The sequence below is a fragment of the Rhodohalobacter halophilus genome, assembly GCF_001715195.1.
Taxonomy (GTDB): domain Bacteria; phylum Bacteroidota; class Rhodothermia; order Balneolales; family Balneolaceae; genus Rhodohalobacter; species Rhodohalobacter halophilus.
This window is the reverse complement of the sequence record NZ_MDWE01000003.1, coordinates 59,688-76,319: the sequence shown is the minus strand read 5'-3', so window position 1 is coordinate 76,319 and position 16,632 is coordinate 59,688. Positions and strand designations below refer to the sequence as shown.

General features: G+C 45.8%; 10 protein-coding genes. 5 read left to right on the top strand and 5 right to left on the bottom strand.

Going from position 1 to position 16,632, the window contains the following annotated elements:
• Window positions 1-437: 437 nt before the first annotated feature.
• The 3 genes from BG260_RS01560 (at window position 438) to BG260_RS01550 (ending at window position 4,126) form a co-directional block, all read left to right on the top strand.
• Window positions 438-1,532, top strand: a complete 1,095-nt coding sequence (locus BG260_RS01560) for a 3-oxoacyl-ACP synthase III family protein (RefSeq protein WP_069130188.1) — start codon at window positions 438-440, stop codon at window positions 1,530-1,532.
• 686 nt (window positions 1,533-2,218) lie between these two features.
• Window positions 2,219-3,280, top strand: a complete 1,062-nt coding sequence (locus BG260_RS01555) for a CNNM domain-containing protein (RefSeq protein WP_069130187.1) — start codon at window positions 2,219-2,221, stop codon at window positions 3,278-3,280.
• 330 nt (window positions 3,281-3,610) lie between these two features.
• Window positions 3,611-4,126, top strand: a complete 516-nt coding sequence (locus BG260_RS01550) for a CIA30 family protein (RefSeq protein WP_176719406.1) — start codon at window positions 3,611-3,613, stop codon at window positions 4,124-4,126.
• A gap of 399 nt (window positions 4,127-4,525) precedes the next feature.
• On the opposite strand, the gene BG260_RS01545 is transcribed toward BG260_RS01550, so the two are convergent.
• Both BG260_RS01545 and BG260_RS01540 read right to left on the bottom strand, forming a co-directional pair.
• Window positions 4,526-6,076, bottom strand: a complete 1,551-nt coding sequence (locus tag BG260_RS01545) for an outer membrane protein transport protein (RefSeq protein ID WP_176719405.1) — start codon at window positions 6,074-6,076, stop codon at window positions 4,526-4,528.
• A gap of 134 nt (window positions 6,077-6,210) precedes the next feature.
• Window positions 6,211-7,740, bottom strand: coding sequence for a hypothetical protein (locus BG260_RS01540; protein WP_069130185.1), 1,530 nt, complete (start codon window positions 7,738-7,740; stop codon window positions 6,211-6,213).
• 428 nt (window positions 7,741-8,168) lie between these two features.
• On the opposite strand from BG260_RS01540, the gene BG260_RS01535 reads away from it, so the two are divergent.
• Window positions 8,169-13,502 carry a PAS domain S-box protein gene (locus BG260_RS01535; protein WP_069130184.1) on the top strand — a complete coding sequence of 1,778 codons (5,334 nt, stop codon included), beginning with the start codon at window positions 8,169-8,171 and terminating at the stop codon, window positions 13,500-13,502.
• A gap of 63 nt (window positions 13,503-13,565) precedes the next feature.
• Window positions 13,566-14,285, top strand: coding sequence for an SIMPL domain-containing protein (locus tag BG260_RS01530; protein ID WP_069130183.1), 720 nt, complete (start codon window positions 13,566-13,568; stop codon window positions 14,283-14,285).
• Window positions 14,286-14,346: 61 nt separating this feature from the next.
• Here BG260_RS01530 and BG260_RS01525 read toward each other — a convergent pair whose 3' ends face one another.
• From BG260_RS01525 to BG260_RS01515, 3 genes are all read right to left on the bottom strand, one after another.
• Complete coding sequence (locus tag BG260_RS01525) at window positions 14,347-14,937, bottom strand: peptidoglycan DD-metalloendopeptidase family protein (RefSeq protein WP_083750028.1); 591 nt, start codon at window positions 14,935-14,937, stop codon at window positions 14,347-14,349.
• Window positions 14,938-15,025: 88 nt separating this feature from the next.
• Entirely contained in the window at window positions 15,026-16,099 is a 1,074-nt protein-coding gene (locus BG260_RS01520; protein WP_069130182.1) for an alanine racemase, read from the bottom strand.
• 68 nt (window positions 16,100-16,167) lie between these two features.
• Window positions 16,168-16,614, bottom strand: a complete 447-nt coding sequence (locus BG260_RS01515; RefSeq protein ID WP_069130181.1) for a GNAT family N-acetyltransferase — start codon at window positions 16,612-16,614, stop codon at window positions 16,168-16,170.
• Window positions 16,615-16,632 lie beyond the last annotated feature (18 nt).

Below are 16,632 nucleotides of genomic sequence, written 5' to 3'. Positions count from 1 at the left end.
ATCCTGAAACCGGGAAACATTCCTTCCGAATATAATAGAACCATCCAACTTTCCGAATCCCATCCCAAAAATCATCCGGTTTTTCTTCAACTCATCTCTATACCATCTCCGTACCAAGTCCAATCGGATGGAGAGTTGGGCCGGTGTTGAACCGGAGTTCATGCACGGCTCAGCGAATCCCCTTTTGGTAAAGGGTGGCTGAAGCTTGTCCCAAGGAAGAGTAAAGGAAGGTCCGTGGCATGGTACCGGCTACCGTTTCTCCGTTCCCCTATTTGAAAATTGCCCCAGCCCCAATGTTTGTTGGGATGAAATTTTAAAGATTCTGTCTCCGAATGCGGTCATTTGCAGTTAAGAGTTGAATCCGATACTCGATATTCAACAACAATTTTTGTATATCTGTAATCAGGTCAATAAAAAGCTCAAAATGTCCTCTCTCTATGGCTCAGCAAATTCGAACCGTCATCACCGGAACAGGCTCTTATATTCCGGACAGAATCGTTCCCAACAGCGAATTTTTAAAGGCCGACTTCCTTGAAAAAAATGGGGCTCCGTTTGAGAAGTCGAATAAGGAGACCGTGAAAAAGTTCAGGGAGATTACCGGAATTGAGGAGCGCCGCTACGCCGATGATAGTATGCTAGCTTCTGATATGGGCTCAAAAGCAGCAGAAAAAGCCCTGGAGATGTCCGGCCTCGATCGCGAACAGCTTGACTACATCATTGTGGCACATAATTTCGGGGATGTCCGCGCCGATAACCGCAGGGTGGATATGGTTCCTTCGCTAGCGTCAAAAGTGAAATACCACTTAGGCATCAAAAACCCCTGCTGCGTGGCTTATGACCTCCCGTTTGGCTGCCCCGGCTGGCTGCAGGGTGTGATTCAGGCCAGCTACTATATCCGAAGCGGTGATGTTACGTCGGTACTGGTGATCGGCACGGAAACACTATCGCGAATTTGCGACCCCCACGATCGCGACAGCATGATCTACGCTGACGGTGCCGGTGCCGTAATCCTGGAGGCAAAACAGGGGGATAAACCGGTGGGGATTCTCTCCCACGCCGCCCGTACCGATACGGAAACTCAGGCGTTTTATCTGGAGATGAGCAGATCGTACAAGCCGGATAGTGACAACACGCTCTATCTGAAAATGGATGGGAGAAAACTCTATCAGTACGCCCTTACAAATGTGCCGGGGATGGTTAAGGAGTCCATCGAAAAAGCCGGACTCGATCTGACCGATATTCACAAAGTTTTAATCCACCAGGCCAATGAGAAGATGGATGAAGCGATCCTGCAGCGGCTCTTTAAGCTGTATGGTGAGAGTGAAGTGCCGAAAAACATCATGCCGATGACGATTAACAAACTTGGCAATACCAGCGTGGCCACCGTCCCCACCCTGCTCGATTTGATTCTCCGCAAGCGGCTGCCCGGCCACAGCATCAACCCCGGAGACCACATCATCTTCGCGTCCGTCGGCGCCGGAATGAATATCAACTCCGTTGTTTACCGCGTCCCTGAAAGTTCTTTAGGGTAAGATTCCGGTTTGCGAATTACGACCTGTCATCGTTCCCGACAGGTGTCGGGTACATGTCAGCGTCGAGGTACGTCGCACGGTGTACGGTATTCGGGTTACGCAATACGGCTCAGGCTCCCCTCGGAGCATGTCCCGATGTTATTGATCGGGAAGAGGAGGCAGAATGCGGAGTGTCCAACGCACTGAGCTTCCCTGAGGCGATAATATTCAAAACATGAATATATCCGGTCCATAAGTTGACGTATCCGCTGATTGTAAATTTTCCGGGAATTCATTTCACTCCTAAATCCAGGCAGCACCGCCTCAACAATACTTTACAGCAATAACCCATCCCTCTGTTCGGCAGTAAATTGGTCTGACCTCTTTATCCCCGGGCTTCGTTTCACTTCACCCGAGGCTACAATCCGGCCACTCCTACGGAGTTAGATTATCAACACATTTCAAAATTAAAGAATCGAATCGCAGTTCACAGTTCGGTCAATCGGTGATTCGTCAATCAAAAAACGGTGTACGGTTCACGTAATACGCAGACCAAAATGCAATTTAAAACGCCTCCCCTCTTTGCGAATGCAGTTAGGAGAGAGGGGACCGAGGAGTGAGTCCCACCTGAAACTTGCCCCAACGAAGTTTACCTCAATTTCTGTTATCTTAGGAATGTTTTATCAATTCACCCTCGAAGACCATTTATGACGCTACTTATTTTTTACCTGGCTCTGGCAATCGGAGTCTCTTTTCTATGCTCCATCCTGGAGGCGGTTTTACTCTCTATGAACTCCTCTTTTGTAAGCGTCCTCTCAAAGAAGAAACCGCGCGTTGGCGGCATCCTCAAAGATCTCAAAAACAATATCGACCGTCCCCTTTCGGCCATTCTGAGTCTCAATACCATTGCCCATACCGTGGGAGCAGCCGGCGTGGGCGCCCAGGCTCAGGTGGTTTTTGGTAACGCCTACGTCAGCATCACGTCCGCGATTCTTACGCTCGCCATCCTGATCTTCTCGGAAATCATTCCAAAAACATTAGGGGCTACCTACTGGAAAGAGCTCTCCAGTTTTTCCGGTTATACCACCAAAGGGTTGATCTACATCACCTACCCGCTGGTTCTGCTTTCGATGGGCATCACCAAGTGGCTCTCCCGCGAGGATAAGAAGCCAACTGTGAGCCGTGAGGAGTTTAGCGCCATGGCCGAACTTGGTTTTGAAGAGGGTGTGTTTGAAGAAGGTGAATCGAAGATATTCAAAAACCTGATCAAGTTTCGATCGCTGAAAGTGCACGATGTGATGACGCCGCGTATTGTGGTTATCAAGGCTCAGGAGGACCTAACCATCAATGAAGTTCTGGAGCAGAAAGAGGAATTGCACGTTTCGCGAATTCCAGTCTACGGTGAAAATGATGAGGATATTACCGGATATATTTTGAAGAATGATCTCTACTACAACCTCTCGGAGGGAAATGGTGAGAAGAAGCTGAAGGAGATTCGCCGGGATGTGATGATTGTTCCTGAGACCGCTTCGCTTAAGGAGCTGTTTGAGAAACTGCTTGAAAAGCAGGAGCATATTGCCGTGGTGGTAGATGAGTATGGTGGATTTTCCGGTGTTGTGACTATGGAGGACGCCGTGGAAACCCTCCTCGGAATGGAGATTGTGGATGAAATCGACACGATTGAAGATATGCAGAAACTGGCCCGGCAAAAATGGCGCGAGCGCGCCGGCCGCCTCGGCATTGTACTCCCTGATCATATGAAAGAGTAAATTTTTGCAAGACCTGTCATCGTACGATATATAGCGTTCAGTATACAAATTACGACCTGTCATCGTTCAGTGTCAGCTGATCATGACAGCGTCTGGATGCGTCGCACGGTGTACGGTATTCGGGTTACGCAATACGTAATTCCATTCACAACTCTCCCCTCTTTTCAAACGAAGAGGGGGCCGGGGGTGAGTTCATCTCGGGGCACGACCTACGAATTATGACATACGCTGTTTTATACACCAATGGAATGTTTTCCTCGCTCAACTCAGTTACATTTATACCTTTCCGTGAACATTCATCCGGAGATTGTACCACCTAATATTTTGATCATGCATAACTCCCCTGTTCTCATAACAGATTTTTCAAATCTGGCCGCACAAAAATGGCGTATCGTAAATGATGACGTAATGGGCGGGGCTTCCACGAGCCAGTTTCAAATAAATGAGGAGGGAAATGCGGTCTTTTTGGGTGAAGTCTCTTTTGAAAACAACGGTGGGTTTGCCTCGGTTAAAAATGATGAATCTCTCAATCTGGTAGGATTTAAATCCGTTCAGCTTCGAGTGAAAGGAGATGGGAAACGCTACAGTTTTCGGCTAAAACCTCAATCAAAAGAGAAACTGCCGAATTACTGGTTTGAGGCCCGTTTCGATTCCGTTCAGAACCAATGGATCGAAGTTGTGATTCCAATAGGTAAATTTAGGCCCACCTATCGTGGTCGAACACCCGACCCGGCTCCAACACCCGACTGGTCCACAGTTCATCAATTTGGGTTTCTGATCAGCAACAGGCAAGGGGGCCATTCCGGCTGGAGGTCGACTGGATTCGCGCTGATAGTTAGAGATTAAACCTCGCCCGAATTTCTACACTGAAGACTCTCGGCAGTGGCTCTGATGCGAAAGCTATCGCCTCGTTATTTTTTGAATTTCAACCCAAGCTCCCTGTACGGCGGCAGAAAATAGGATGCCCGTCATAACTACCCGTCTGTTGTCCCAATGGGACAATTGAGGGATTTGATATTAAATAACGAAGTGTCATTACTCAATTTCGACCGGCAACAACCATCGGAACAGAATAGTTATATCCTTGCCCTGTAGGGACAGCACATGAGTAGCCCGGGGTATAACCCCGGATCATTAGTCGTGACTACAATCGAGATCGCCGAACAGAGGTAGCAGTTCAGGGTTCGATGCTACATTGAGGTGATGATTCAACGAGTTTGTTTTATCACCGGTGCTCTGCTGCGTTCAATTCATGCTAAACCGAATGGTGGCCATCATTTTCCACCGGTCCACTTCCCGGCTGGCGTTTTCTGACCGGAACGTTGCAGTCGGAGCATCGTCCGGTAACAGGGAGTAGTCGTAATCCGCATAGTCGTAGACCGAAGAGACCTCATCCCACACCGTGTACTGTGCAGCAAGATCGAGCTGAACACCCGGAGCAAGACTCAAACCGGTTCCAAAGGAAAAGATCGACCGGTCATCTGTCCCGTTTTCAAACTTGCTTGGGAAGTAGCTGTAACCGCCGCGCAAAAACAGCCCGTCATTCACTTCATACTGCAGTCCGCCACGGAGATTCCAAACAGACCGAAAATTGGTCTCAATAAACTCATTCTCCGCAATCTCATCTTCAAAGAGGCTGCCGTCATTAAAATCGATGCGGGTGCCTCCGTAATTCACATACTCTGCAGATGCCGAGACCGTCACACTGTTCACATCATTGAGAGAGAATCCCACAGAGGTACGCGATGGCATCTCCACATAGTAGGTAAATTCGCTGTTCAGTTCATCTTCAAAAACAACGCCGTTATCGAAGGTGGTCTGAATGTTGGCATCAAACCGCTCCTCAATCTCCATTCGGGTGCCGAGTGTGTAGCTCGCCCCGAGGTGCAGGGCATCACTCAGCCGGTAGATCGCGCCCGCTCTCAGTTTAAACCCGGTGTAGTTACTCCGAATCCGGTCCTGGAGCAGAATATTATCTACATCTGTGTCTCCGGTACCGTCGTCATTGGAGTCAATAAAATCACTGTTATAGTCGTTAAAATTGTCCACTTCCTGGAAAAGGCGATCGTATTTATACCGCCCGTTTAATATTCCCAGGCTCACTCCCACCATCAGGTCCTGCTGAAACTCGGTTGCTGCAAAAAAGCTGTACTCTCCGCCATAGCCGCTCTCAAAAATCTCGCCCTGCTGCTGAATGCCCAGATAGTCGCCAAAATCATTAAACCCAATCCGGAAAATAGACTCATCCCAATCCTCAAACTCATCTCCGTAATCAATTGCAAATGTGTTGAATGCGATATCGGCATAGGTTGAACCGGGCGCTTTAAACTGATCGGTGATGGTGGTTTGTTCATTTCGGCCCCTGAAACCAAGTGCACGGTTAAATACGGTGTGCTGATTGTAGCCCGCGCCTACCACCAGGCTTCCCCGCTGTGTGGGAAATGAGTAGACAAAGCCGGCATTGGATAGATTGAACTGATTGTCACTTAATGATCGTGTGCTATTTGCAAATTGAGCTGTCTCATCCACGGCAGTGTAGGCCAGGCCAAACTCGCCAAAACTTGTGTTGAAAAGGGCTGCAGAAGCGGGATTGTCAAGAAACGAGCCAAATCCGCCCGCATAGGCCGTTCCCGGCATGATGATGGAGATCGGGTCCATTGCAATATTTTGATCACTGAACAGATTGGCCTGATTGCTGTAGAGAAGCGAGTTTACCGGATTGGTGTCCTGTCCAATTGTCTTTTTCAGCCCAATAACCAACAGAAGAAGGCTCATCAAATATAAAATTCTGGTCATTTTTCGCATACGTCTCCTATTAAGCTTGAATTTTTTTATGGGATTTCCGGCAATATTCTGCCGCCTGATGTCGCATTCCTGCCGCTATTATCATTCTGACAGGCAATGCGCGAAAACTTGGTTCAAACGTTCCACTAATTATTCCGGTTGTTGGATGACGAAGATGACCGGCTTCGGCTTGAGTTGCCGCTGCTGGAACGGTTACTTGATGAACGGCTTACACTTCCGCTGCTCGACCGGTTGCTCGATGAGCGATTTACCGTAGACCGCGAGGAAGAACTGCTTCGGGTTCGTGTAACCCCTGATGATGAACGGCTGTTAATCGACCGAGTCACTCCTTCCAATGCTGTGTTGCCAATAACTCTGCCCAATGATTTAAAGAATGAAGAGCCTCCTGATCTGCTGCCGGAAGAACCTTCAACACGGCTTGTTGAGCTGTTGATCCGGTTTCGAACCACTGCATTGGCTGCCCGACGCTCTACGGCAGACTGATTGACAGACCGGTTTACAGTAACCGCTCTCCGCTCAATTGCGGTACTGCCGCTCACGTTAATTCGTTCGCTGTTTGACCGGGGAGCAACAACGGCTGCCCGGCTGCTCTCATTGTTCGACCGGCTTCTGTTTGCATTCGTGCCGGATGAGCGGTTTGAACTTGATGAACTCCTGTTTACCGCTCCGCTGTTCCGGTTATTGGACGAACTTCTGTTCACCGAACCACTGCTACGATTATTTGAAGAGCTCCGGTTTACAGTTCCGCTGCTTCGATTGTTGGATGACGAACGGTTTCGGTTCACGGAGCCGCTGCTATTGTTATTCGATCGGGTACGATTTACGGTTCCGCTCGAGCGATTCGTGTTGGTCCGTGTTCTGTTAACTGCAGACCGGCTGTTTGTTTGGCTTGAGGCACTCGATCGGATGGCACTGCCTGAACGGTTCCTTGTAATCGTAGAACTGCGGTTCACTTGTGCTGATCTGGCATTGCTCCGGATCGCACTTCTGTTACTCGAAACAGAGGCTGCACGGCTTCGATTTACATTCCCGCGGGAAGCAAGTCCGTTGCTCCTTGGGCCATAATCCCGCTGTACAACTCTGTTATTATAGATAACAATCGGACGGCTGTAATAACCACCATACCCATAGTATCCGCCGTAAAAGGCGTAGGATGGTCCGTAATAAAATCTGTATGGATCGTAGTAAGCCCAGCCGAAGGAGAATCCGTAAAATGGACGATAAAACCCAAAACTAACCGCAAATGAGCTGTGATATGGATAGCCGTAATGTCTGTAGTGGTAAGGTACATGCCTCCAGCTGCTGTAATAGAACGGATCGTAATAGTGGTAATTCACCGTTGTGTGGTAGCTTCGGCGGTAGTGACGATCGTGAGCCAGATTGATTCCGTGATTCAGGTACCACTCTTTCGCCTCATAATCCTTAAAGTAGAACTCCTCGGCATCTTCCCAGCCATCTTCGTAGCCCAGCTCATAATCGGCAACATTTTCAACCTGTCCTTGCCGCTGCTCTACGGGTGCACGACGATCGGGAGCCTGCTGTGATGCCGGGTAGTAGCCGCGTTCGGGCTGAACTGTTTGTACCTGCGTGTAGCAACCGGACATAAAAAGTCCTGATACAATGATGATGGTGATATTTCGTATGTAAGTTTTCATAACAGTCTCCGGCTAAAAATGTCTGGTTCTGTACCTTCAACAGTAAAAATACAAACCGGGTTTCATAAATTGTATCACATATCCATGTGAGGAATTGTAAAATAGCGTTACAACCAAATTGACGGTGAACAACATTGCCTCACTCTAACATGTAATGTACGGATTTAAAGCGGGAATGTTGTGTTTTTGCGCATGATGTATTGTTGATTACCGGCGACTTGAAATCTGAAAAATTTTGTAACATTCAAACACAAAACCACTCCTTGGAAGAAATGCATTAGGTTAAAAGACTGGCTAACGAACGTATTCCCACGTACGTATAAAGATAAATTCAGTAGAATCAACAGTAAAAAACTTTATTTCTACTCATTTTTTACGATACTACGGGAAAAGAAGTGCGCATACTCTCGACGCAACTTATCTGACTTATGGATCATAATCACCTCTACAAATCACTGTTTCAGGCAGTTCCTCTGCCTGCATTGATACTCAAAGCAGATCAACCCGATTTTGAGATTGTTGATGCAAATGAACTTTTCTACACCGTTTTTACGGGTAATCATGATCAGGTTTTGAATCAACCTTTTTTTGATGTATTTCCGGGTGATATTAGCGACCCTGACGACATCAAAGCAAAAGTTCAGCATCACTCTCTGCGTAAAGTCACTCAAACCGGGGAGCCTGAAAACCTGGGAGTGCAAAAATATAAATACCTCAACAAAAAGAGCGGAGAGCTGGAGTGGGCATACTACCAAATCAAGAACTCTCCCATACTGAATGAAGAGGGTGAAGCTGAATTTATACTGCATACTATACGAGATGTAACCGCCGAAATGCGCCGGAAACAGCGTATGGAAAGAAGTGAAAAGAGATACCGATCTCTCGTTGAAAACGGGTACGATATACTTCTGATACTGGATGAAGAGGGAAATCCGGACTATGTATCGCCTAATATATCTGACGTTTTGGGGTTTTCGGTGGATGAGGTGATGCAAAAAAAACCTAATGATTTGGTTCATCCAAAAGATCTGCCCCATGTTATGGAAGAGATTAACATCTCTCTCTCCAATCCTGCAATGCCCATTACTGTTACCCCGGCCCGCATGCGCCATAAAAATGGCAGCTGGCGCTGGATGGCCGGGACCATCACAAATATGCTGCACGATCCCTCAATTCGGGGTATCGTGGATAATTTCCGGGATATCACCGATCAGGTAGAATCAGAACGAAAAATTAATGAAGCGAATGAAAAGTTTAAAACGCTGATTCACACCATCGATGGAATCTTTTGGGAAGCTGACGCCGAGACCTTCATTTTTGACTATGTGAGCCCGCAGGCTGAAGAGTTGCTTGGCTACTCTCCGGAAGCGTGGGTGGGAACACCCGGTTTTTGGCAGGATAAAATTCATCCCGACGATCGTGATCAGGCGATCAGGTATTGCCATCATGAAACACAGGAAGGGCGAAATCATGAATTTGAATACCGATTTCAGAAAGCCAATGGAGAGTACATCTGGATGTGTGATGTCGTTACGGTAGCACATGAGGAGAATCAAACCGGAAAACTTCGCGGTCTGATGCTCGACATCACGGAAAAGAAAAAACTGGAACAACAGTTAGCTGAAGCTTACAAACTTTCCAATATCGGCAGCTGGGAGCTGAATTTAGAAAAAAATGAGCTGACCTGGTCCAAATTTGTTAAAGAGCTGCATGAAGTTGACCCCAACTTTGAACCTGACCTGGAATCTGCCATTCATTTTTATGAAGAAGGTGATAGCCGACAGAAAATTACAGATGCCGTGAACCGTGCCATTGAACAGAAAAGTTCGTTTGATGTAGAACTTACCGTCATCACGGCAAAAGGGAACCATAAATGGATACGTGCAGCGGGAAAACCTAAGGTTATCAATGGAAAGGTTGTCAGTATTTATGGCAGTACCCAGGATATTAACGAACGAAAAACGGCAGAACTGGCAAACGAAGAGAGCCGTCTCAAACTTCAGAACATCCTGAACGAATCGATGGATGTGATCTGCGTGATTGATAAGGACGGCAAGTTTGAAATGGTAAGCCCGGCTGCAGAAAACGTCTGGGGATACCGGCCATCTGAATTGGAAGGTGAAAAATATATCAACTATGTGATATCGGAGGACATCAAAAAAACCGAAAAATTTGCTTCGGAGATTATGAGCGGCGAAAGCCAAACAAATTTTGAGAACCGTTACCGGCACAAAAACGGTGACATAATTCCAATTGTGTGGGCGGCCAGATGGAGTGATGCAGATCAAAAAATGTATGCTATTGCCCGTGATGCCCGGGAGTTGAAAGAGGCACAGAAAAAACTGGCTGAAACGGAACAGCAGCTGCGAAATATTGTGGAGCACAGCACCAACCTTTTTTACAGCCACGATGTAGATGGCAACCTGACCTATGTAAGTCCTCAGTCGTATGAATTTTTTGGGTACTCACCGGAAGAGTCCAAGCGCCATTGGGAGGAATTTGTAACCGATCATCCCGAAAATTTTAAAGCAAGGGAATACACCGAGCGTGCCATAAAAACCGGAGAGGCTCAACCGCCATACGAGCTTCAGTTAAAAAAGAAAGATGGTGAAACCATGTGGGTGGAAGTGAACGAGGCTCCGCTTGTTGAAAATGGGAAAACGGTTGCAATCGTCGGTTCACTAACCGATATCAATGACCGTAAAAAAATTCAGGAAGAACTTAATACCAGCCTGGAGCGCTATAACTTCGTCACAAAAGCTTCAAAGGATGCAATCTATGACTGGGATATCGTTGCCAATCACCTCCACTGGGGAGAAGGTTCTCAAAAACTGTTTGGCCACCATATAACTCAACATAAATTTCCGCTCGAAATGTGGGAAAGTATGGTCCACCCGTCGGATCTCCCTGATACTCTTCAGAGTTTGGAAGGTGTTCTCCATTCAGAAAAAAATAACTGGAGCTTTGAATACCGGCTAAGAAGAGATAACGGACAGTTTGCCTTCGTTTCAGAAAATGGATATATCATTCGAGATGAAGGCGGTGAACCAATCCGGATGGTAGGAGCAATACGAGATATTACCGATTCTAAAAAGCAACAGATTCAAAATGAACAGATTCAAAAAGTATCTCAGTATTTCAAAACCAATCTAAATCTAAATGATTTTATCCCCGATTTATTAGGAGAACTTGCGAGAGAAGGAAATTTTAAATTCGCAGAACTTTGGCTTTGTAATGCAGATCAATCCTCACTTCTACTCAACTCTACATCCCGGCATCCGGATCAGCCAGATTGTACTTTTCACACACTAAGCAGCACTGTTACTCAATTTGATCGAGGAGATGGACTACCCGGCGAAATCTGGAACTCAAAAAAGGTTGTGCTTTGGGATAATGTTCATCAACACCCAAAATTTGTGCGTGCTGAATCGGCCAGGGAGTCAGTAATCCGATCAGCTTTTGGTTTACCTCTGACCAGTAATGACAAGTTTATTGGAGTGCTTCTGTTCGGCAGTGATCAACAGGCCTCTCAAATTGAGCAAAATATTTTCAGGTTCGAAGGACTTTCTGAAGCTTTGGGACGAGAGATTCATCGAAAAATGCAGGAAGAGAAGTTTTTCCACCTCTTTGAGAGTGCTCCGGAAATATTAGCTATCGCAACCCCGAATGGTCGCTTTATACAAGTAAATCCTGCCTTTTGCAAAATCACCGGCTATACAGAAGAAGAGTTAACCTCCAGACCATTTTCTGAATTCATCCACCCTGAGGATCTGAAAAACACATCTCAAGAATTTGAAGAAACGATAAGCGGAGAACGTCAGGCAAACAACTTTATCAACCGCTATATCACCAAATCAGGTGAGATCGTCTGGATATCGTGGTACTCTTCCGAAGTATTTGGGGATGATGAGTTCGTTTTTGCTTTTGGCAGAGACGTTACGGAGCAACTCGAAAATGAAAAAAAACTTCGTGAACTCTCGCTGGTCGCTTCAAAAACAACCGATATTGTAATCATAACCGATGCAGACAAACGGGTAACATGGGTAAATGATGCTTTTGTAAAACTAACAGGTTTTACGTTTGAAGAAATTAAGGGTAAAAATCCGGGAGATATGCTCCAGGGGCCGGACACAGATCCTAACAGCGTTCGCAGAATGTCCAGGGCGATGAAACATCATGAGTCGGTTGAAGAGACGATCCTGAACTACCGAAAAGATGGTACTCCCTACTGGCTGGAATTAAATATCGATCCCATTTTTGATGACGATGGAAATTGCACGCACTTTATTGCCATTGAACGGGATGTCACTGAAAAGATGGAAAAGGAGTTACAGCTTAAAGAGTCTCTGGAACGTTATGAAATTGTATCCAAAGCCACCAGCGACACCATTTGGGATATGGATCTGGCTAGCGGCATGGTTGAATACAACAAGAACATTCACAACATGTTTGGCTATGATAAAGATCAGGTCTACCCCGCCTTCGACTGGTGGAAAGAGAACATCCACCCGGAGGATCACCATTTAGTAAATCAGAAACTTCGTGATGTATTGGCGAAAGGAACAGAGCGGTTTCAAATGGAGTATCGGTTCCGTGCCTCCGATGGAAGTTATAGACATGTTTTTGACCGCGCTTTTGTTCTGAAAGATGAAATGGGTGAAGCTGTCCGTATGATTGGCGCTATGCAGGATATCACTCAGGAGACCATAGAACAGCAGGAATTGAAGCTCCGCGAATCTGTGATTACCAATACAAATGATACGGTCGTCATCACGGAAGCAAATCCGGATGAGGGTAAAAAATGGCGGAAAATTATCTATGTAAACGATGCTTTTGAGAGAATTACAGGCTACTCAAAAGAAGAGGTTCTTGGCAAATCGATTGAGATCTTAAACGGACCGGAAACGGATGACCGTGAGGTCAATAAAATTCGAAACTCTGTTGAAAATCTGGAAGCCTGTGAAGCCGAAATCCTCAATTACACCAAAGACGGTAGAACCTTCTGGAATAGCTTTTCACTTGTACCGGTGAAGGATCGGAATGATAACTACTCCCACTGGGTAATTATAGGACGCGATGTATCGGATTATAAACAAAATGAAAAAGAGCTGAAGGAGTCGATTAAAGAAAAGGAAACGCTTCTTGCCGAAATTCACCATCGTGTAAAAAATAACCTGGCTATTGTCTCCAGCCTGATGCAGATGCAGGCAATGAATAGCGACAGTGATGAATTAAACAGGCAATTATTGGAAAGTGTATTACGTATTAAATCGATGGCAGGAATTCACGAACAGCTCTATAAAGCGAATAATTTTTCAAAGCTTCAATTTTCCGACAGCCTTAAATCACTCTTTAACAGCATTATTGAGACCCTGCAGACTGATACTGATGTAACTATCGATTTTGATCTTCAACCCATTGAGTTAAATATCAATCAGAGTGTGCCCTGTTCCCTGATCATGAATGAAATCATCACCAACATTCTGAAACACGGATTTACCGGCAAAGAAAAAGGAAACATTCACCTTTCAACTACACTTGAAGATGATTTAGTTACCATTCGGGTGAAGGATGACGGTGTTGGCCTTCCAGAGAATTTCAACTCCATGAAGTCCACTTCACTGGGTCTGGAGCTGATTGAAGTACTCACCAAGCAACTTGAAGGAAAAAACCGGTACATTTCTGAGGAATCCGGAACAACGTTTGAATTAAAATTCCACAGAGCAGATGTGAAAGGAGCTTCGAGCGGACTTTTGGTTTAAATGTTTTTTTTAAGCTGGTAGTAAAAAAAAATCGTTAGTCATTTTAATCATAAAATTTACTCTATGAACGATAACAGCAGCGTAGTCCAGTTAACTATTGGAATCTCCATTTTTCTGGGGCTGACCGCATTAGGATATTTCATAACCAAAGCCGCCGTCGATTTCAAAAGTTTTGATCGGTCGGTTACCGTAAAGGGACTGGCGGAGCAGGAACACATCGCGGATATTGTAATTTGGCCTATTCAGTTCACAGAGGCGAGTAACTCTCTGGATGATGTATATGAGTCGCTCGATCAGAGTGCAGAACGTGTGAGGGAGTTTCTTGTCAGCCAGGGAATAGCTGACAGTGAGATCTCCTTCTCCACCCCGCTTTTGACGGATCGATCCGCCCAGAGATACGGTGGAAACGAAAATTTTCAATATCGCTACATCGCCTCACAGACAGCCACCATCTACTCCGAAAATGTGGAAGGAGTACGAAACATGATGAGCGACCTGGTTGAACTTGGCAAACAGGGTGTTACGCTCAGCGGTAACGAGTACGAAGTTCGGCCTGAATATATCTTTACCCGCTTGAATGAAATCAAGCCGGAAATGATTGAGCAAGCCACTAAAGAAGCCCGGCAGGTTGCAGAAAAATTTGCGGAAGATTCAAACAGTAAACTGGGAAAAATAAAGTCCGCTTCTCAGGGGCAGTTTAGCATCAGTGACCGCGATAATAACAATCCGCATATCAAAAAGGTACGGGTAGTTTCCACGATTGTATACTATCTGTCTGATTAATTTTGGTTATATCCGCCAGACCTGACAGGTTTCCAAAACCTGTCAGGTCTTTTACACAGTTCTAATAAATATCGCCCAGAATAATCCTGGGATCGGGATAGAGTTTCAATGCCTCATCGTACTCCTCATTCGATACCACTCCCGGCATATCTGCTTCGCCGGGATCTTTAGTACTGATTTGATAGTGAAGATGAGGAGGCCAGTTTCCATTCTCCTGCTCATTTCCTAATTCTCCTACCTTGGCTCCTGCATCTACTTTCTGTCCGGGAGTTAAATGAGAAATACTTTCAGGTGACAGATGACCATAGAGTGCATAATAAATTTGCCCGTTCACCTTATGCTCAAGTACCAGTGTACCTCCGTAATTTCCCTCCTGGTCGTGGTTGGCTAAATAGGCCACTTTACCATCGAGCGGCGCAAAGACGGGTTCACCGGCTGCCGCCCATATATCAATCCCCATGTGAATATTCCGGCGGTTCTCGTACTGCGGAGTCAAATACATATTGTTTCGTTTCTCGCTGTACCCGCCAACACCCCAGCCACCTTTTTCCACAAACCGGCTCATTTTGTCGGAATCATATCCTTCAGAAAAATCAAATACTTCATAGTTGTCCGGCAGGTTCATAACCGGGTGTGTTTGGGTTTTGATCATTTAGATGGTTCCTTTTAAATAGTTTTCACTTATTCATCCACTGCACTACTCAGCGATTCATCAGCGCAACTCTGCGAGAAACTAAGGTTTAATCCGTCACCCGCTTTTCAATGTAATCAGAGCTCATCAAACCGAGGGCGCCCATATACTTCAATTTGAACCGGATCTCATCCCCAACCTGATATCCTTCCGGATTGGTTCCCACATCCAGAATCAGCATATCGGAACTGGCATCAATAATTTTGAGATTATCGTTTACGGGAATTAAATAGTCTGGCTGAATATCGAGCACCCCAATATCTACAATAGCACGGTAGGCCGTTTTTCCATAATCATCCTGCGACACTTCCATCTTTTTGCCCTGTGGATTCATACCCAGCTCACCGGTCGGAACAACCGGCTTTTCTGAAATTTCGATCACCTGCGTGTAGAGCTCCATCACCTGGTCACTCATCCCTTCTATCACACCATCGGTGAAAAGATCTTTCCCAAAATAGAGAGCTTCACCAACCCGAAAATGATTGATTCCATCCGGCAACTGACCGCGGATCAGTAAAGGAATCGTAACAGTGGTTCCGCCTGAAACCAGCGGAATTTTTTTGTTGAACCGCAGTTCAATAATCTGCTTATAGAGGGCGAGCTGGATCAGCTTGTCGCTGTCGGGCATCACACCATGCATACAGTTCAGGTTGGTTCCCAGGCCAATGACCTCAATGCCCGGCAGTTTAAACACCTTTTCATAAAAATTGATCAGGTCTTCGCGCATCACCCCTTCCCGAAGATCCCCCATTTCGATCATAATGATCACTTTATGTACTTTATTCTGGCGCTCGGCCTCCTCCGAAAGCTCATAAAGTGTGGAGAGCTCCGTATTTAAGCTGGCATCCGCATATTTCACCACATCAGGAATGATGTCCTTTGGCGGCGGTTTAATGTAGATGGTCAGTGTATCGGGGTCAATCTCCTTGATTCTTCTCAGATTACTGATTCGCGAGTCGTGAACCTCTCCGATCCCCAGGCCAATCACCTCTTCCAGAAATGCGCGATTTCCGCAAAGCAGTTTTGTTGTAATTCCCCACTTGATTCCATTCTCTTTAAAAAGTGAATCCAGAAAGTCGAAATTGTGCTTCAGTTCACTTCGATATAGTTTAACGTACGCCATAAAATTCAGACCACAATGTCTCAAGTTATCAATGTTTCAGGCAAACCGCTGAAAATGACTTTGAATTGCTATTTTTTGAGCCTCATCTCAAGATATTTATTGGTAAATCCAAATTTCTCATAGAGGAACTTTGCGGGATTTTCGGGCTCCACGTGCAGGGCGATATCTCCTTCCGTTTCATCAATAATTCGCTGCATCAGCGCTTTGCCTACACCTTGCCCCCGGGTTTTTTCGTGAACCGCAATATACACCAAAATATGCTCCGGTATGTAACCGCCCATGTTCGTGTTGTTGATAATGACTACACCCAGAATTTCACTCTCATCATGTGCCACTAGGATAAAACCACCCTGCCCTACATTATCACCATACGCGTAGGATATACATTTCAGAATAGCCTCTCTTTCATCTCCGTACTGATCAAGATGGTCGTAGAGAAAGTCTGCAATCTGATCCCTTGAAAATTTTGGATCACTGTCTCTGTCGTTCTTTATGATGGTATATTCGATGTTCATTTTATATTTGTAAAATTT